Source organism: Pseudoalteromonas sp. SG44-8, assembly GCF_014164125.1.
GTDB lineage: Bacteria > Pseudomonadota > Gammaproteobacteria > Enterobacterales > Alteromonadaceae > Pseudoalteromonas > Pseudoalteromonas rhizosphaerae.
On the sequence record NZ_JACJEQ010000001.1, the window covers coordinates 56,855 to 74,780 of the forward strand.

Sequence of the window (17,926 nt, forward strand, 5' to 3'; positions counted from 1 at the left end):
CTAAGTCTTGCCAGTTTATTTTACGTAAATACAGAACAGGGTCACCTTTGCCTACTTTCGTTGGGTAAAGGGCCGGAAGACTGCAATAGCGGCTTCCATCGATTCGTTGCTGTCATTGGCTTTATCATCAAATAATAATTCGTTGTGGGCTGCGGGGGAATTATGTCGCGGGGTAAACCCGCTGCTACGAATGCGTAGACTCGAATTTACTTGTGCAAAAATGAAAGGCAGGGCACTAATCAGCGGCTGTATTAGCGCCTAGCCTAACAACATCCATGTTGTTAAAGAGCGGGTAAATCAATATTGTTTAATAAGTTTGCTGTGCAGTGATAACGTCATCATCATTATTATCACGCTCAAAGTTCAGGTTGAACTGGCCTTGCCGTGTAATAGTAAAAATGGCGCGCGTCCAGTTTTCTGGTTGGTGTTTAGTGGCATTCTCAAAAAGGGTGTTGAATAAATCGTCTATCTCGTCTGTCACGGTAATTGGCTGTTCACTAGAGTCATCGGCTTTTTTAAAGTGAGCTTGGCATTCAAGTAAACCTTTATCTTCGCAATTTAAAATGAGTTGGGCTTCAAGCCACGGCTCTTTTATTTGCTCGTAAAGGAACTGACCTAGGTGTTGTGGAACGTTTTTAATATCTGGTTGCATATGCTGTCCTTAGCATTATAAATGTCATAATTAGGGAGAGCTCCTTAATTCATGAGGGATTTTTAAATTACTTTATTTTTTCTAAATAATTTTCAAATTCAAGATTCCTATGCTTATTTGTTGATAGTTGATTGATTTTTAGCATTACGTCAATCTCTTTATCACTAGGATCGTTAAATTGTAATGAAATAAATGGAGCACGATGATCAAAAAATACCTTCGTAAGTTCCAATAGTACTCCATGGATTATCTCGCAAAAAAATTGAGTTATCTGCTTATCTGTTAGATCTTCATCATAAAGGTCATCAAATATTTCTTCTATCCTTTCATTAATGTCGTTAAATGCCTCATATTCGTAAAAAATATTATTCCACTCAGATACAGAGTATTTGATTATTAGCCAATCGCTTTCAGGAAATTTTTCTTTTTTCTTTTCCAAATAATCATTAGAGTTCCAAGAAAAGCCAAATGCACTAAAGCCTGAATCACAATGAATAGCTATTGAATTTATATCTTTATACTTGTGAATCAACTTGTTCAAGAGCGCTTTATAAATATCACTTAGATCTTCGACAAGTTGATTTTTTTCTTGTTCAAGATCCATATTGTTCTGCCTTTCGATATTGTTGCCCATTGTTCTAATACTTTATGTATTCTTTAATATTAACAATTTATCTTTTAACAATAAAATCTGGCAGTTGTTTTTCCACAGTTCATAATAGCTACTTAAATTTATTTTAATTTCAAGTAAAGGTGCAGCAATGTACCAACTTAAATAATAGTCATTGTCAATTCCATACAAGGCTTCAAAAAACGCAAATGTTACTTCATTATCATTTCTTTTTGAGTCTCTAATTAAATCTCCAAACTCATCAAAAAGCCAATAATGTGGAATATCGTCATCTATGTGAGACTCGAACTCAGTAGGCGTTACAAATTTAATTTCAAAATTATCTGTTGCACTTCGGAGTTCATCATCCAGATTTTTTAATAAATTAACTTGTTCTAATATAAAGTCTTTGGCATGAGATACGATTGCTTCATCGCTAATATTGGCTCTTCCTTTGACGTCTTTAATTGATAAAACGTTCTCTATTACTTGAGTTAGCTTCTCTTGTTCAGGAAGAAATTGTGTTATCTGATTAACGTTATTAATTATTCCTTCCTCATGAAATATATAAGTGAAATGGGACTTATCAAATTCTTGTGTACCTTGACAAAAGCATTTCCAATCTTTAATTAAATTATCCATAAGTTCTCACTATTTTATTTAGGTAATACTGAAGGATCTATTTTCCATCTAGTAATTAAAGTTTCTAACTGTGTATGAAATTGATCTAGAGATTGACTATTGTCAATTATTTCTAGTAATTCTTTGTGAAAGGTTCCAGACCCTTTTTTTCCATGCATACCTAGGGTGCTACTGTTAGGTACTTTCCATTTCAACTCAGATATTTTTGTTCTAACCCGCTTTATTTCTTCCATAGGGAGGCCCCATTCTTTAAATTTTGGTGTTCTAGCGACCATATACCATTCGTGGTAGCCACCGGGCTTTCTAATCCGAGACTCAATACTCTCGCGAATACTTTTATCATCCCAAAGTAACCGCATTTCCTCTAAAGACAAATTATTATACCATTCATTAAATTTATTATTTCTTATAGAAGGAACTTTACCATTTACTAATAATTCATCAATGGATCTATTGGCTACCTTAGCCCCCTTTAAATCATTCCCTTTCGGCGGCTCTAATTCATTGGCTACCGTCTTCTTCGGTTTGCCCACTACACCCGTGCTTGCCGGTGGCTCAAATTCATCGAGGGCTTTGTTTACGCGATTGCCAATTTCGTTTGCGGCGTTTTTTACCCCTTGGTCTATTTGCGGGGTGACTTCATCAAGCTGTTTGACCATAGCTTGCATGCCGTCAATGGCCGAGTCTGGCAGTAGGAGGTCGTATTTCCAGCTGGTTGAAATATCTTGCAAGGTATCTCTAAAGCTTTTAATAATTGCTTTGACTTCACTGGCGGCTTGTTTGCCTAAGTCTTGCCAGTTTATTTCGCGCAGGTATTTTACTGGGTCGCCTTTACCCATCTTGCGTAACACTGCAATAGCGGCTTCCATCGATTCGCCGCTGTTTTTAATCACGACTTTACCCACGCCTTTTACAGCAGAGCCTAATAATGGAACCAAACCAATGGCGGTTAGGGTAAAGGCTATCCAACCGTCGCTGTCATTGGCTTTGTCATCATCGGTGAGTAACACGGTATTTGCACAAATATCACGAATATCCATGATTTGGTCAACCACCGGTATCATCGAGATAATTGTACCCACAACGATTTGTGATGTACTCGGGTTTCTATTAAAGTCACCTTGCAGTGTGCCCCATAACCAATCGCCTGCTTGGTTGGCTAAATTGCCAGCCTCTTCCAGTTTTGCAGTGTTACCGCTATTGATCATGTGCACAGCATCGGCGGTGGTTATTTGCCCATACAACGGGTTTGGTGTGGTGTTATCTTCAGGCTGAAAATCGCGACTGTCTTCGCCGTATTTAACACTGAACTGACCGCTGGGAATATTGCTGAGTTGTGCTTGTCCACTGTCATCTAGTTGCCCGGTCGCTTGCGTTCCATCATCAAAGGTAATGGTGTAGGGCGCATTTTTTACCGGGCTGCCGTCTTGGTAAACGTATTCTAAATCGACTACGCTAGCAGTCGTTGCCGCAACGCCTGCATCACTTATGGTTACATCATTAATACGGCTAATACTCGCAGGACTTGAGGCACTTGGGCTACTGGCTGTTTGCGGGCTTTCTATATCGTAATCAATTGGTCCATCAAAGGTCACTATGTTACTGTCGAGCGTGAGTATATTGGTAGCGATGATGGTGGCGTTGCCTTGGCTATCGAGTTTAATTTCGCCGCCGGCGTTATGAATGATTAAATCGCCTTGCCCAGAGCCTGTGATGTTAATTGACTTACTGGTTTGTAAAAACGTTGAGCCATTTGGTACGTTGAGCTTTAAATCACTGTTATTAGTCTTTAGTAAAATATCACTTTGCGCGTTTATTTTAACCGCACGCCCCGAAATTAATGATAGCTCTTGGTCAGCTTTAACATCGATTTTTTTACCTATGAACGCATTGTTGCCGGCACTCTGGTAATTTATATTGCCGTTGTTAGTTTGTTGTTTGAGTTCATTTTTAACATCAATAAATTGATTGTTCTTTATCACGAACTGTACATTGCTTTGCTCGGTTTCTAGGCAGAGGTCTTTTCCTGCGTGCAAGTTTATAGTGCCTAGTTGGCTTATCCATTCTATGAATTGGCGGCCAGACTGTTTGGCGTTTAGCTCAAAGTAATGTTCACTGGCAAGGGTTTGTAAAATAACTTTTGGCTCATTGTCGTCATCATCAAATAGTAGTTCGTTGTGGGCTGCGGTTAATAATCGGTTATGCGTTGGATTGGCGGCGGTTACTACGCTTGGTTGATCGCTATTTAGTGCAAAGCCCATAATGTAGGCGTGATTAGGGTCGTTGTTAATACAGCCTATTAGTACCTCTGAACCACCGACGAGTGGAAAGTGCCATCCAGTGGCCTGAGTTTGGTTTTGGCATGCATACAGAGCTAACTTTTGCAAGGCAGGGCTTGACTGCGTTATTGGTCTGGCATTTTTGTCAAAATCAACGCGGGCTCGATATTGCCCGTTGTCATCAATAAATGCATTGCCGGTCAGTGATTCTACTTTCGCAGGGAATACCATCGGTTTTGCTTGATGGGGAATAGGGAGTGGCTTAAAGGGGGTGCCTCGCTCAATAAATTGCGCTGTACAACTGTATTTAGTTAAACCCTCATGGCTACTTTCGTCACTTGGTTGCTCGCTGTAGTGCTCGACTGCGATACAGAGCAAGTCACCACTGCTACCAATGCCGGTGTTATCACTTAATGAAATCGAACATCCCGCAAATAAATCACATACGTTACCAGTTAAGCTAATAACTTTATTTAAACTCGCTAGTGCATTACTAAAATTTTGTGCTTGATTAGTTGCGGCGGATTGCGATAACGCACAGGGTTCAAAGAATGATTGGCTATTGCTGGCAATGGTATTAAATTGCCCATAGGCTGCACTGTTTGCAGTATTGTTATAAATAGACTCAGTAAGTTGAGCATGCATAAAGCCAACAAATTGCTCTCTGTGTTGGTTATTCATTCCAGCGCTACTGGTAACTTCTAAAACGCCGCGCTCAAGGTAGGGACTATTTAAATTACTGTCGCTTATCACCAGTATTTCAGCCGAGTCTTTGCTTTCAAACCAATAAAATAAACCATGGGAAGCCAGTAAACGATGAAAAAACTGCCAGTTACTTTCCATTGCTTGTACGCACTGAGGCATATCAGCAAACGGTTGGGTAACTCTGAAATCTACTTGACCTTGAGAGTATCCGGCTTGTGATGCTAGGTAGTGTAAAACATCTTTTAAATTAACCCCGATAAATACTTTGCTATCTGAGGTGTTTTTTAGCGTACTCAATCGATCTTTAATGACGATATGATAGCGGCGTTTTTTATTGAATAACCCAAGATCGGTGCTTTGTGTTATGAGGCCTGCTTGGTGGCGATAGTAATTGTCTTTATTTACAAATGTAATTAAGGCCGATTGTAATAATAAATCGTTTAAAGGCTCATCTGTGAGGGTGTCGAAAATCAGGTCAAACTCAAAGCTTTTATTTAAGCGTTCAATTCCCTTTACCTGAGTTACGTTCATTGTTTTATTATTAATATCTAACAATAATCGTGATTTAGACATTTCCTTGTCCTTTTGCTACCTTGGTCGATAATGCGTGTAAAAATACACATTAATCTAGCGATAATCAATGAAATATTTGTAATCAACGATATTTAGATTATATGCAAATAGGTTCATAATGTGTTCATTTTTAAAATTATATGGTGTGGTCGCTTTTATTGGGAACAACTTTAAGTTAGAAATAGTTGTATTTTTGCACTGAATTCGGTTGACATTTTAACAATTATGTTTGTATCATGCGCTAATTCTAAGGACTGAATAATTACCGCGTTAGTGCAACTTTAAGCTGACTATGTTAAATCAAGGATGATAAAATGAGAAAAAAAGATTTTATAAATCAGGTTGATAGCCTTTACTCCTTGGCTTGGTCTCTAACCTGTAACATCTCCTCTTTACTTGATCAAACAGGTATTCCTGCACATCGTGTTTTTTCTGAATCTGTTATAGATCAGTTTTTCTTCTTTTTGAATAATCCTCCAAAGAACGATGGAAATATTATTTTAATTAATGAAAATATATCTAGTTATATTCAAGAGTTAATAGTTTTAAATTCTAAATTAATATCTTCAATCGATCATGTTGTCATCAAGTCTCTAGCTGTTGAAAATCAAGAAAATAAAAGTTCAGGTTTTTTTTCTAGAATTTTAAATGACAATCGCTGGTCAGATTGTGCGTCAGTGCGTTTTAACAGGGTTATTTGCCCTGTTTATGAAGAGATCCTTTGTAAAAACTGAATAATCAATTTTAAAATATCTAATGAGGTATTAAATGCGTTTTGCAATAAATAAAGTAATATTAGCTGTGCTGTTAATGTCACTCACTGCGTGCATGAGCACTAATGTAGAGTTAGACATTACAGCAACAGATAATTTAAATTTAAATCAATTTGATGAAGCACTTCCAGTGGTTCTCAGAGTGTATCAATTGTCTGATATTCAGAGCTTTAAAACAGCGACGTTTGAAGAACTTTGGAAGTCAGATAAATCAGTATTAGCAAATTCATTGATCACGTTAGAAGAACGCACTATTAATCCTGCCGAAAAAACAACGATCGCTTTTGAACAAGCTGAAAATGCTCGTTTTGTGGCAATTGTTGCGTTATTCAGAGATCGCCAAGGAGACAAATGGAAAACGTATTATCAACTAGGTGATGGTCCGGTTAAATTATCGACTGCATTAGATGTGCTGATCACAAATAATGAAGTGCAGTTGCCTGACGTGGATGAGGCACAGTAATGAGTACTAAAGCCCCCGTAAAACCCGTCTGGGCTGAAGGTGTATTATTAGCACAACACCATTTTCAGTTATTTGATGAGTATCATGAGCAAAATCAAATTGTAAGACAGCGACTTATTTCTCCATTGGTGTTTGGTATCCAGCATCTTGCAATTGATGAGTCAGCGTTATCACGTGGGCTATTAAAAATTACTAGCTTCAAATTGTTACTTGAAAATGGTCGATTACTTGATTTTGATCGCCAACAACATGACGAATTAAAGCTGGAATTAGATCCTAACCTAGATGAAGTGATTATTTACATCGCGATTGCTGCCAATAAAATCGTTAGTAATATTGAAGGTTATGCAACAACCGGTCAGCTCAGTGCCTATCATGCAGACTATATTGAGTTAAATGATGATCATGATGCTGCACGTAATCGTGAAGTGCTGATAGCGCACCCTAAATTTATATTACTAACAGATAGTGATGTAAAAACTTATTTTGATACTTTAGCGTGTTTGAAAATAGTCCGCGCAGAAGACGGCTCTTTTGTTGTTAATAAACACTTTGTACCACCACTGTTAAATATCAGTGCTTCGGTATATTTAACTGAGCTATTAAATCGCACCGCAAATTTAGTGAATGCGAAAGTCAATGTGTTGCTTAGTCGCAGGAAAAACTTTGGTTCAGTGACTGACTTTGGTCCAAACGAGATGAATAGCTTTTTATTACTTAATGCGATGGCACCTTCAGCAAAGCGGTTGGATCATTTAAAAAGTTTGTCATTAGTTCATCCAGAGCGTTTGTACTGTGAATTGGTTGATTTGATCAGCTCTGTATCGATGTTTGAACACAGTGATTTAGTAAACCAAGTCCCTCCTTATCAGCATAAACAACTCAGCTATGTATTTGGTAAGTTAGATGAGTTGCTAACTAAGCTACTTGAAGGTGTTGTGCCTAAGAAAATGGCTGGCCTTAAACTTGAAAAAATTTCCAATGCTATTCATCAGGTTGCGACTATTGACTCAGCAATTTTTGAGCATAACGACTTCTATCTCGCGGTTTATTTTGAAGCTGAGGATACTAAGTGGATTGAAACATTTAGCGACCAAGTTAAAGTTGGCGCAACTGAAAAACTCGATATTATGATTTCATCAGCCCTTGCAGGTGTTCAGCTAACTCACTGCCAACGGCCGCCAAATAAATTAGCAATAAAGAGTGGATATGAATATTTCCGTCTTGAATCACATGGTTACATTTGGCAGCAAATAATCGAAGAGCAGTCGTTAAGTTTATTTATTCCATTTGGTTTGCAAGCTGCGCAAATCGAAATAGTTACTGTCGCACGCAATTAAGTTAGGTGAAATGATGCAACAACAATCACAACAACAAGATTTAATCGCCTGTATATCACCGGTTATAAATGCGTTATCGCCATTAAAGCTCAAGCAATCAACCGATCTTGAGCTGAACGATTTTCGTGATCAGTTATTAAATAGTTTTGATGAGTTTGAGCGTAATTGTTATGCCCAACAAGTGACGACTAGTGTGATGCAAGAAGTAAAATTTGCTCTTACTGCAATGTGCGATGAGTTTGTAATGAGCTCCGGAGCGCATTTTCGTATGGACTGGATGTCACGACCGCTGCAGTTAGAGTTTTTTGGCAATAACCGTGCAGGTGAAGAGTTTTTTGAGCGTTTAGCGACTTTGCGTACTGGCGGTGAAAATAAATTTGCGGCGTTAGAAGTGTACTATATTTGTTTGCAATTGGGTTTTGAAGGTATCTATAAAGTTAAAGGAATAGAACAGCTTAAAGCTTTGATAGTTGACATTCGTGCACAAATTGAAGATGTCAAAGGCACGCCTAATGCACTGCTTTCTGATAATGGCGTACCTGCTGAAGGGTTTGCTATGAAAGTCGGTCGTAATGTCCCTTATTGGGTTATTCTGTCGATTTGTTTAGGCTCAATCGCTTCCCTATTTGCAGGCTTTCATTTTGTGATCAACAAGCAGGCTACACAGAGTACGCAAACCATAAGTAATCAGGTGGAAGTACTCACTCAATTGAATAAAACCAACGAGACACGATAAGGCAATACCATGCAAGGAAGAGTAAATAAAAGTGGCCTAGTGCATTTTTTACTGGGCTTAGTGTCATCTCGCGCCACAGGACAGTTGATCGGTCTAATTGCAGTGCTGAGCATTGTTTGGTTTGCTGGGCGCATGGTGGGCTTAGACACGACTGATAAAAAGCTGATTGCTATGGGAGCAGTTACGGCGGTATTCATTTTATTTATTTTTACTCGTTGGTTATGGACTAAGCGTTCTGGCGATAAGTTAGCTTCTGAACTTGCAAATCACAATGCGGGCTCAAGTGCTGAGCTTGATGAAATAAAAGAAAAAATGCAAGAAGCGTTAGGCTCATTAAAAGCATCGCACTTAGGCGCTGGCTATCGTGGTAATACCGCTCTTTATGCACTACCTTGGTATATGATCATTGGTCCATCAGCGACCGGTAAAAGTACTTTATTTGCTAACTCTGGATTACATTTTCCGTATTCAAACTCTAGCGAACTGCATATTCAAGGTTTTGGTGGCACACGTAACTGTGATTGGTGGTTTTCAGATCAAGCGATCTTAATTGACACCGCAGGACGTTACACAACTGAGCAATCAGAAAACAAAGAGTGGTTATCATTTTTAAATTTACTGAAAAAGTACCGCCCAAAATTACCTATCAATGGCGTAATGGTCGCAATTAGTGTAGCTGATGTTTTAACCTCTGACAGTGAAGAAATTCGCCAGCATGTAAAGTTAGTCCGTGAACGTATTGAAGAGTTGATCACGCAACTAGGTGTTATTTTCCCTGTTTATATCACTTTCACAAAAACCGATTTAATTAGTGGCTTTGAACCTTTTTTTAATGACTTATCTGAAAAAGAGCGCGAGCAAGTGTGGGGCGCATATTTACTTGATATTAGTGAAGATCAAAAAACCGATCCGGCTGAAATGTTCGAGCTCAGAATGGATGAATTATACGAACGTTTGTGCCAGCAACGTTTAAGTAAAGTGGCCCGTGAACGAAATGAGCATCGTAAACAGTTGATCCTTGATTTTCCTAATCAGTTTAAATCGGCCTCAACAAAACTAACCGAATTTGTAAACTTGCTATTTAAAGCGAATCCGTACCAAGAAGTTCCTTGGTTTGCAGGCGTGTATTTTACCTCAGGTACACAAGAGGGCACACCAATTGAGCGAATCACCAACGGTGTACGCGATCAATTTGGCGCGGTTGTGGTTGAACAAAAACAAGAAACAATCACCCAAAGCTATTTTATTAATCGCGTTTTTAATGATGTTGTTTTTAAACTACAAGATTTAACTCGGGGTAATCGTAAAAAGCGCTTAGTAGGTCGTTGGTTAAAAGGTTTAACTGTAACCACGGGGCTTGCCTCAATAGCGGCGATTACAGCGTTATTGATTACCTCATACACCAGTAATCAGTTATTGCTTAACCAAGGCGAAGCACGCGTGAAAGCGGTGGTTGAAGTTAATGTAAATAAGGCGAAGGCGGATCAAAAGCTAGCTGCAACACTTGCATTATTTGAGCATTATCAGGAGCTTGTAAGTTATGAAGAAAGCTTACCTTGGTATTTTATTTTTGGTATTTACGAAGGTGACGAAACAACTCAAAGTGTCGCGAATGTATTATTTAACCAGTTAAACCAATTGATCACACTTCCTGCTGAAAAACAGGTGTTAGCACAATTAAAACAGTATGAAAGTCGTTGGAACTCTGATGAGCCGGAGTCACGCGTAGGTATTCGACAACCTTATTACGAAGCACTTAAATTACATTTAATGCTAAGCACACACCCCGAACATAAAAATGATGAATTTGCTAAACAGCAGCTACTTAGTTTTATTAGTAATCACTTTAATATTGATTTAACAGCGCAACAAGATACACCCATTTATAGTCAATTAACTGCGTTGTTAGATGTGTACTTAGCTAATTTAGGTACTGATCTAGAGCATCCTGGGAATATTAATTTTTGGCAAGCAAATGAAACCGCAATTTATACTGCGCGCGAAAGTTTAAATACTCAACCTGAGGCTGAGCCTCTGTATAAGCAAGTGATAACAAGCTTTGCTGAGCGCAAAAAAGCATTACAGCTTAATCAGTTTATGTCGGCTAATAACCGTGATGTATTAAAAAGTAGCTATGCAATTCCTTATGTATATACCAATGCTGGTTGGCAAGAATATGTCTATCCTGAAATTAAACGTATTTCACGGTTAGTGTTCTCAGGCGATTGGGTTATGGGCACCAGTAATGACGAAGGGCAAAATGCTGTAGATGAAGCACAAGCTGAGTCCTTAGCCAAAGCAATGCGTGCTTATTACTTTAAGGATTACGGTAATACTTGGTTCGAATTCTTAAATAGTATTCAAGTCCCAGCGTTTAGAGACTTAAACGATGCAAGTATTGATTTTGCTCGCCTTTCATCAAACGATGGCCCATTGATAGATTTAATGATGCTGGTGAACAATAACATAATGGTTGCTGACGAACCTTCAGCCGTTACCGCGAATAATGACAAAATTGCGACCTTAGTTGCCGGTGCTGCCGACGTTGCGCAGAAAAAAGCAGCAAAAGGAAAGCTAGCTAAACAAGCTATTAACAGCCCTGATTTTTCACAAATGAGTACGGTTAGAGCGCCAGAGTTGGAATCTCGCTTTGCTGATTTACGCCGTTTTACACAAAACGATGATAATAAGCGCAGTTCTGATTACATGGGCCAGTACATTAGTTCATTAAGCAGCATCCACTCAGACATAAAAGCGATGGCGGCGAGTAATGAAGATGATGGCCAAGCTATGATTTTTGTCCAAGATTTACTCTCAGGTAATAATCAAACCAATGCTTTGCAGTCTTCATGGATCATCATTGAAAGCCAAACACGTGCTTTAGACCCACAAACAAAAGAAACGTTGGATACTCTTTTCAAAGCGCCTTTACAAGCGGGTATAGCCACAATTATGGCCAAAGCACGAAGCCAGTTAAATGAAGAGTGGGAAAACCAAGTTTATACAATGTACAGCAACAGCATCGCAGGAAAGTACCCATTTAATCTAAATGGACCTGATGCCGCGATTGCTGATGTGTCGGAGTTTTTAAACACTGAGTCGGGCATATTATGGAACTTTACTAACACTCAACTGAAACCTTTTATGAAAGTACGTCGTGGCGTATGGGAAGAAAAACAGTGGAATGGTGTTGGTATTGGCTTTAGTAAAGAATTACTCGATGGTTTAACAAAAGCAAATAAAGTAACACGTTCACTATTTACTAGTGGCGCAGATTCTGCGGGCTTTAATTTTCAGATGATGCCAGTACCACAAAGAGGCATTCGTGAAACTTATTTAGGCTTTTCAGAGCAAGGTTATCGCTATCGTAATGAGCCGGAGGAGTGGCGTAACTTTTCTTGGCCTGGTCGTGGTGCTGCAGAAAAAGCGATTCTTTATGGTTTAGATAATAAAGGCAATCGAATTTCGATTGAGCAAGATGGTCCGTGGGCGCTACTTAAAGTGCTTAATAATGCTAATGTAAAATGGATAAAAGGCACTGAGTTCTTAGCTACATGGGAACTAACCGATAAGTCAGAACAGCAATTAACAGTACAGTTTTCCTTAAAATCAGGGCGTAATAGCGGTATTTTCTCAAAATATATGCTGACTTCGTTTGCTTTACCGAACTCGTTGTTTTCGAAATCGCCGCAATATGCGCAGTCGAATAATAATTCGGTACAGTAGGGGCGGTTATGTTTAATTTATTTTCTAAAAAGAAATCGCCGTTACTAGTAAAACAGTTTTCTTACGGTTATATGGGGAAAACACCAGTACGACCCGATTTTGTGAAGTTAAATATTTCATCGCGTGAATCAGTGGCATTTGATCATTGGTTACAAGAAGGATTTGCTCACCTTAATCGTGGTCGAAAGGCGAATAATGTTGCTGTACTTAATGGTGTTAAATCGTTGTTTTTTGTATCTGGGAACAGTGAAGACAGTAGTTTGCTTGGTATTTTACAACCAAGTAAAGATAGTAGTGGCCGTTTTTACCCTTTTAGCTCTTTTATACATAGCGGATTAGACACTTATAAACGCCATCCAGCATTTTTGTTTTTATATGCTAGTCATGTGATTGAGCACTTAATTGGTGTGAATGATCGCATTAAAGAAGCGCCATCAATTGATGCGATGGCGGAACAAGCTCATGCTTATAACAAGGTTGCTGATGCGTTGAAGCAACAACCAAATTTAAATCAAGAGCTAGATAAACTGCGCATGATACCGATGAGTGTGTTGTGGCAGCATCTCCAGATGAATGATGTGCATAAGCGTGCTGTATTAATTGAAGAACTATCTGCAGTATTGAAGTCGATTGCAAATAGAGGCTGTCTACGCAGTCAATTTGGTATTCGTTTACCAATGCCACAGTTTAGTCATGAGAGCGCCTTGGCCGCTGGGTTTTGGCTGCATTTAATAGCATCTGTGGTTGCTGATCACAACTGGCAACCGTGGTTCTTTTATCAACTAGGGTGTGAAGATCATGCGCCTAGTTTAACGGTGTTTTGTCGTCCTGTATCGGCATCCTATTTTAGCTCGATTTGGTTAAATGAAGACAAATCAACACAAATTATTGATTTGACGAATTTACCACTGAGCAAAGTACCAAGTGACTACAGTATTAATTTTGCCGATATGGATAACGTAAGTGTATACGATGCACTAAGACGATGGTGTAAAGCATGAGTTTAAAGCAACCACATACTCACAATAGCTGGCAACTATGGCTGGATGAACTTGCTGCACCATTGCAAGGTTTACCGTGTGGCGAAGATTTAAAATACGAAGAAACATTTAAAAGTCTCAAAGCATCTTCATCGGGTGTTGGTGAGGTTGATTTTAAAGTGATGTTTATTCAAGCAACTGACTTATTACAGAATAAGAGTAAAGATTTACGTATTGTTAGTTACTTATGCTTAGCTGCAACCAGTGAATTTGGGGTGCAGGGGTTAATTAGTTCAATCAAATTGTTTAATAAGATATTGGCTGATTTTAGCAACGACGTACACCCACTTAAAGAGCGCATGCGCAGTGCTGTAAATACCTGGTTTTTACAGCAACAAGAACGTCTAAAAGGGATTTCGCAAAGTCATTCGGCAACCGCAGAACAATGGGCCGAACTAGATGCGGTATTAACCGATTACAACCAACACTCAGTACCATTATTAGATAGTGAATCAGGTCCTTTATCTACTTTAAACGAGTGGACTGACGAGCAAATGAAACGCAACCCAGTTGCAAAGGCAGTCGAGCCGTCAGTTGTTAGTAAAGACGATACTGAACAAGCACCAAGCGACGGTACACCGGCAATACATTCAACATCATCAGTGCACAGCTCTGTAAGTCAAGTTGCAAGTATTACGGTTGGTGATCTCAGCAGTGACACGGCTTATTTATCAGCTATTCGTGAATTACTGAATTTTGATAAAGAACAAAATAACATCGAGCGGGTGATTAAATTATCACGTGCTGCACGTTGGTCTGGGTTGAAAATACCGGCTAATGAAAATGGTAAAACACGCTTACCAGCACCAAGAGCTGCGGCTTTTGCACCGATTGAAAATGCACTTGCCAGTGAACAACCAGAGCAGGCACTCATGCTTGCTGAAGGCTTATTTATGGAAGGTGCGATGCAATTTAATCTCAACTTACAAATGTTGGTATTAAGTGCGTTAAAACAATTAAATAAAGGCAAGCTAAGTCACTGGCTTGAGCAGCAATTGATTAATTTAACTAGTCAGTTTCCGCTTTTAACTCATTTACAGTACGACGATGGCACAGGGTTATGCAGCCCAGCCAATAAAGAAACGTTACTTGAAATTAGCAATGCACAAACGCCAGCAAGCAATAATTCGCAAGGCAATATTTTTGATGAACATTATAGCTTATTGGCTGATGAAGTAGTGCAAGGACAACTCAGTGCTGCGCTTAGCAAGGTTGAGCAATTAAGTACCCCTACCGGGTTTGACCAATCACAAAGCCAATTATTAAAAGCCAAGTTGTTACTTAAAGCGGAGCATTATGAACACGCTTTGGCAATTTTAACCGAATTACTTGAGCAAATTGAAACTTTTCAATTAGCGAAGTGGCAACAACATTTTTGCATGGAAGTATGGCGTTTTGCCAAGCAATGTTACGCCAATCTGTCGTTGGCAGAAAGTGATGAAATGAGTTTAGCTGCTAAGCAAATTAGTCAGCGAATGATGGTAACCAATCCGGCTCAAGCAATAGCTTGGATTTAGTTACAAGAGCCTGACTAATGGGTCGAGGTTAATTGGAATTGATACAAACTGCAAAGGAAGAAACATGACAGATACATTTCAAAAAGAGATCCCAAGAGCTCGGATCAATATCTCTTTAGAGCTTGATACGGATGGCGCATCGCAAAAAAGCGAATTGCCACTAAAAATGCTGGTAATTGGTGATTACTCTAATGGTTTAAATACCCAAGACCTTGCTGAGCGTGAACGCGTAACAATCAATAAAAATAATATTGAGCAAGTGTTAAAAGATATGGCACCAAAGGCAAACTATCAAGTTGCTAATAAGATCAAAGGCGATGGCGAGATCAACGTGAATTTACAGTTTGATTCGTTTAAATCGTTTGATCCAGAATCAGTTGCTTCACAGGTACCTGAGTTAAATAAAATGATGGCAATGCGTAACTTACTGCGTGACTTGAAATCGAATCTTTTGGATAACTCATCATTACGTAAAGAACTAGAGCGGGTATTACAAAACCAGCCAGAACTTGATGAGTTAAAAGCTAAGCTGGATGAAATTGCCCCGCTTGCTTCTGAAGACGAAAAACACCCAGTTACTGAATAAGGACGTTACCATGTCAATGCAAGAACAATTAAACGTTGCAGCTCATTCAATTGAGCAAGCTCCGGTATCAACCTACGAAAGCCTTTGTAACTTGGTCGATATTGCCCCAGTTGCAGATGAGATCAAATTAGACACTTTTCGTGATGCCAGCAACCTTGCTGAAACCCGTGCGAATGAGCGTTTAACAGCGGCAATCAATGTATTTTTAGATATGGCTGGCAGCAGCGGCCAAGAAGTTACGCGTATCGATAAGTTGTTGTTAGATGACTATATTGCGAAAGTTGATACGATTATCTCACAGCAGTTAGACCAGATTTTACATAATCCAAACTTCCAAAAAATGGAATCAGCTTGGCGTTCATTGCGTTATTTAATTAATCGCACGCCAAACAATGCCAACATCAAAATCGAAATGCTCGACGTTGATAAAGAAACCCTGCGTGATGACTTTGAAGAAGCACCTGATACCACGCAATCAGCATTGTACAAGCATGTTTATACCTCAGATTACGACACCCCAGGTGGCGAACCGGTATCGACTATGGTATCGAACTTTGAGTTTGATTGTTCAGCGCCAGATGTTTCATTACTACAAGAAATTTCACGCGTATCAGCTGCGGCGCACTGCCCATTTATGGGCAGCGTAGGACCTAAGTTTTTCTTGAAAGACTCACTTGATGAAGTATCTAAAATTCAAGATATTGGTTCGTACATGGAGCGTGCTGAATTTTTACGTTGGAAAAACTTCCGTGAATCAGAAGATTCACGCTATATCGGCCTAGCGTTCCCACGTTTCTTATTGCGCTTACCGTATGGTGAAACTAATCCACTGCGTAACTTTAACTACCAAGAAGATGTAAACAGTGAACACCATGAGCGCTATTTATGGGGTAACGCAACGTTTGCTTTTGCCGCCAATATTATTCGCAGTTTCCATGATAATGGTTGGGCAGTTAACATTCGTGGCCCACAGTCGGGCGGTAAAGTTGAGAATTTACCACTTCATTCATTCGAAGCAGGTAAAGGCTCAGAAACTAAGATCCCAACAGAAGTATTGATCTCAGAGACTAAAGAGCTTGAATTTGCTAACCAAGGGTTTATTCCACTTAGTTATTATAAAAATTCAGACTTTGCGTGTTTCTTCTCAGCTAATAGTGCGCAAAAGCCACAAGTGCTTGAAACGCCAGAAGCAACCTCAAACGCACGTATTAACTCGCGTTTACCGTATATCTTCTTAGTATCGCGCATTGCGCATTACTTAAAAGTGTTGCAGCGTGAAAACATAGGTTCGAGTAAACCTCGCCATGAATTAGAGCAGCAGCTTAACGATTGGTTAGGTGCGTTAGTTACTAAAATGAATAACCCTGATGAGTCGTTAATTGCAACGCATCCATTAAAAGATGCCAAAGTGACTGTTGCTGAAATTCCGGGTAACCCAGGTTATTACCGTGTTAGTACGTACATAGTGCCACATTTCCAAGTGGAAGGTATTGATGTGCGCTTAGCACTAGTAGGGCAGATGCCTGGCGAAAAATGAACTGCCAAGCCGCCGATGAAACGCATTTAACGCAGGCTTTTAAAGTGTAAATACGTCAATTTGGTGAGTAGCTGGTTGGTGTAAAAAACGTTATGAAAAAGATTGCCCCAAGTTGGTTGCATCCAACTTGGGACATGTTCCCCAGTGGCATGAAGCAGAGGGCTTTTTGGGGGGGCATAAACATGGTTGTTTATGCCAATGCCAACTAACAGGAAACACTTCATTCTAAAAGGAGAATAATGAAATGGCAATTCCAGCGTATATGTGGTTAAAGGATGACCAAGGTAATGACATCAAAGGTTCTGTAACTGTTGCAGAGCGTGAAGGTTCAATTGAGATCCTACACTTTGATCATGAACTTCGCATTCCTACAGATAACGACACGGGTGAACTTACAGGTACACGTAAGCATGAACCGTTTGTAATTACTAAAGCGGTAGATGCAGCTACACCGTATCTGTACAAAGCGTGCTCGAACGGTCAAACACTTAAGCAACTTGAGCTTAAATGGTACCGTATCGATGACACAGGGACTGAGCGTGAGTATTTCTGCCACAAGTTGGAAGATGTAAAAATTACGTCAATCTCACCAACAATGCACAACGTAAAAGACTTAGACAAGGAGCGTTATCCGCACCTTGAAACAGTATGTTTACGTTATAAGCGCATTACTTGGACATACCTTGATGGCAACATCGAGTTCTCTGACTCTTGGACTGAAGGTCGATAAGTCGGAATTTTTAAAGG

Annotated in this window: 14 protein-coding genes; 10 read left to right on the forward strand and 4 right to left on the reverse strand. The window is 39.4% G+C overall.

Annotated features, from left to right (window positions below):
* Positions 1 to 307 precede the first annotated feature (307 nt).
* The 4 genes from H5163_RS00275 to vgrG form a co-directional block, all read right to left on the reverse strand.
* On the reverse strand, positions 308 to 652 hold the full coding sequence (locus tag H5163_RS00275) for an immunity protein YezG family protein (protein WP_182733891.1): 345 nt from the start codon (positions 650 to 652) through the stop codon (positions 308 to 310).
* A gap of 67 nt (positions 653 to 719) precedes the next feature.
* Positions 720 to 1,256 carry a DUF4303 domain-containing protein gene (locus H5163_RS00280; RefSeq protein ID WP_182733893.1) on the reverse strand — a complete coding sequence of 179 codons (537 nt, stop codon included), beginning with the start codon at positions 1,254 to 1,256 and terminating at the stop codon, positions 720 to 722.
* Between the two features lie 42 nt (positions 1,257 to 1,298).
* A complete protein-coding gene (locus H5163_RS00285; RefSeq protein WP_182733895.1) occupies positions 1,299 to 1,904 on the reverse strand; it encodes a hypothetical protein in 606 nt (201 codons plus the stop codon).
* Between the two features lie 14 nt (positions 1,905 to 1,918).
* Positions 1,919 to 5,461, reverse strand: coding sequence for a type VI secretion system tip protein VgrG (vgrG, locus tag H5163_RS00290; protein ID WP_259399769.1), 3,543 nt, complete (start codon positions 5,459 to 5,461; stop codon positions 1,919 to 1,921).
* A 314-nt stretch (positions 5,462 to 5,775) separates the two neighbouring features.
* Here vgrG and H5163_RS00295 point away from each other — a divergent pair, with 314 nt between their 5' ends.
* From H5163_RS00295 to H5163_RS00340, 10 genes are all read left to right on the forward strand, one after another.
* The gene (locus tag H5163_RS00295; protein ID WP_145242501.1) at positions 5,776 to 6,195 is read left to right on the forward strand and encodes a hypothetical protein; all 420 of its coding nucleotides are present in this window, start codon (positions 5,776 to 5,778) and stop codon (positions 6,193 to 6,195) included.
* Between the two features lie 34 nt (positions 6,196 to 6,229).
* Positions 6,230 to 6,697 carry a type VI secretion system lipoprotein TssJ gene (gene tssJ, locus H5163_RS00300; protein ID WP_145242499.1) on the forward strand — a complete coding sequence of 156 codons (468 nt, stop codon included), beginning with the start codon at positions 6,230 to 6,232 and terminating at the stop codon, positions 6,695 to 6,697.
* A complete protein-coding gene (gene tssK, locus H5163_RS00305) occupies positions 6,697 to 8,037 on the forward strand; it encodes a type VI secretion system baseplate subunit TssK (RefSeq protein WP_182733897.1) in 1,341 nt (446 codons plus the stop codon). Before tssJ ends, tssK begins: the two co-directional genes overlap by 1 nt.
* Before the next feature lie 13 nt (positions 8,038 to 8,050).
* The gene (gene icmH, locus H5163_RS00310; protein ID WP_182719396.1) at positions 8,051 to 8,773 is read left to right on the forward strand and encodes a type IVB secretion system protein IcmH/DotU; all 723 of its coding nucleotides are present in this window, start codon (positions 8,051 to 8,053) and stop codon (positions 8,771 to 8,773) included.
* A 9-nt stretch (positions 8,774 to 8,782) separates the two neighbouring features.
* Complete coding sequence (gene tssM / locus H5163_RS00315; RefSeq protein ID WP_182733898.1) at positions 8,783 to 12,499, forward strand: type VI secretion system membrane subunit TssM; 3,717 nt, start codon at positions 8,783 to 8,785, stop codon at positions 12,497 to 12,499.
* A gap of 8 nt (positions 12,500 to 12,507) precedes the next feature.
* Positions 12,508 to 13,500 carry a type VI secretion system-associated protein TagF gene (tagF, locus tag H5163_RS00320; RefSeq protein ID WP_182733900.1) on the forward strand — a complete coding sequence of 331 codons (993 nt, stop codon included), beginning with the start codon at positions 12,508 to 12,510 and terminating at the stop codon, positions 13,498 to 13,500.
* Complete coding sequence (locus H5163_RS00325; protein ID WP_182733902.1) at positions 13,497 to 15,056, forward strand: TssA family type VI secretion system protein; 1,560 nt, start codon at positions 13,497 to 13,499, stop codon at positions 15,054 to 15,056. Before tagF ends, H5163_RS00325 begins: the two co-directional genes overlap by 4 nt.
* A gap of 64 nt (positions 15,057 to 15,120) precedes the next feature.
* Positions 15,121 to 15,642, forward strand: coding sequence for a type VI secretion system contractile sheath small subunit (gene tssB / locus H5163_RS00330; protein ID WP_182733904.1), 522 nt, complete (start codon positions 15,121 to 15,123; stop codon positions 15,640 to 15,642).
* Positions 15,643 to 15,652: 10 nt separating this feature from the next.
* Positions 15,653 to 17,179 (forward strand): type VI secretion system contractile sheath large subunit, encoded by a 1,527-nt coding sequence (gene tssC / locus H5163_RS00335; protein ID WP_145242487.1) that lies wholly within the window; start codon positions 15,653 to 15,655, stop codon positions 17,177 to 17,179.
* Positions 17,180 to 17,423: 244 nt separating this feature from the next.
* Positions 17,424 to 17,909 carry an Hcp family type VI secretion system effector gene (locus tag H5163_RS00340; protein ID WP_007584479.1) on the forward strand — a complete coding sequence of 162 codons (486 nt, stop codon included), beginning with the start codon at positions 17,424 to 17,426 and terminating at the stop codon, positions 17,907 to 17,909.
* Positions 17,910 to 17,926: the final 17 nt, after the last annotated feature.

Excerpts from the sequence above, each read along its gene's own strand:
- H5163_RS00275 (WP_182733891.1), bottom strand. The coding sequence starts at position 652 with ATGCAACCAGATATTAAAAACGTTCCACAACACCTAGGTCAGTTCCTT.
- H5163_RS00280 (WP_182733893.1), bottom strand. The coding sequence starts at position 1,256 with ATGGATCTTGAACAAGAAAAAAATCAACTTGTCGAAGATCTAAGTGAT.
- H5163_RS00285 (WP_182733895.1), bottom strand. The coding sequence starts at position 1,904 with ATGGATAATTTAATTAAAGATTGGAAATGCTTTTGTCAAGGTACACAA.
- vgrG (WP_259399769.1), bottom strand. The coding sequence starts at position 5,461 with ATGTCTAAATCACGATTATTGTTAGATATTAATAATAAAACAATGAAC.
- H5163_RS00295 (WP_145242501.1), top strand. The coding sequence starts at position 5,776 with ATGAGAAAAAAAGATTTTATAAATCAGGTTGATAGCCTTTACTCCTTG.
- tssJ (WP_145242499.1), top strand. The coding sequence starts at position 6,230 with ATGCGTTTTGCAATAAATAAAGTAATATTAGCTGTGCTGTTAATGTCA.
- tssK (WP_182733897.1), top strand. The coding sequence starts at position 6,697 with ATGAGTACTAAAGCCCCCGTAAAACCCGTCTGGGCTGAAGGTGTATTA.
- icmH (WP_182719396.1), top strand. The coding sequence starts at position 8,051 with ATGCAACAACAATCACAACAACAAGATTTAATCGCCTGTATATCACCG.
- tssM (WP_182733898.1), top strand. The coding sequence starts at position 8,783 with ATGCAAGGAAGAGTAAATAAAAGTGGCCTAGTGCATTTTTTACTGGGC.
- tagF (WP_182733900.1), top strand. The coding sequence starts at position 12,508 with ATGTTTAATTTATTTTCTAAAAAGAAATCGCCGTTACTAGTAAAACAG.
- H5163_RS00325 (WP_182733902.1), top strand. The coding sequence starts at position 13,497 with ATGAGTTTAAAGCAACCACATACTCACAATAGCTGGCAACTATGGCTG.
- tssB (WP_182733904.1), top strand. The coding sequence starts at position 15,121 with ATGACAGATACATTTCAAAAAGAGATCCCAAGAGCTCGGATCAATATC.
- tssC (WP_145242487.1), top strand. The coding sequence starts at position 15,653 with ATGTCAATGCAAGAACAATTAAACGTTGCAGCTCATTCAATTGAGCAA.
- H5163_RS00340 (WP_007584479.1), top strand. The coding sequence starts at position 17,424 with ATGGCAATTCCAGCGTATATGTGGTTAAAGGATGACCAAGGTAATGAC.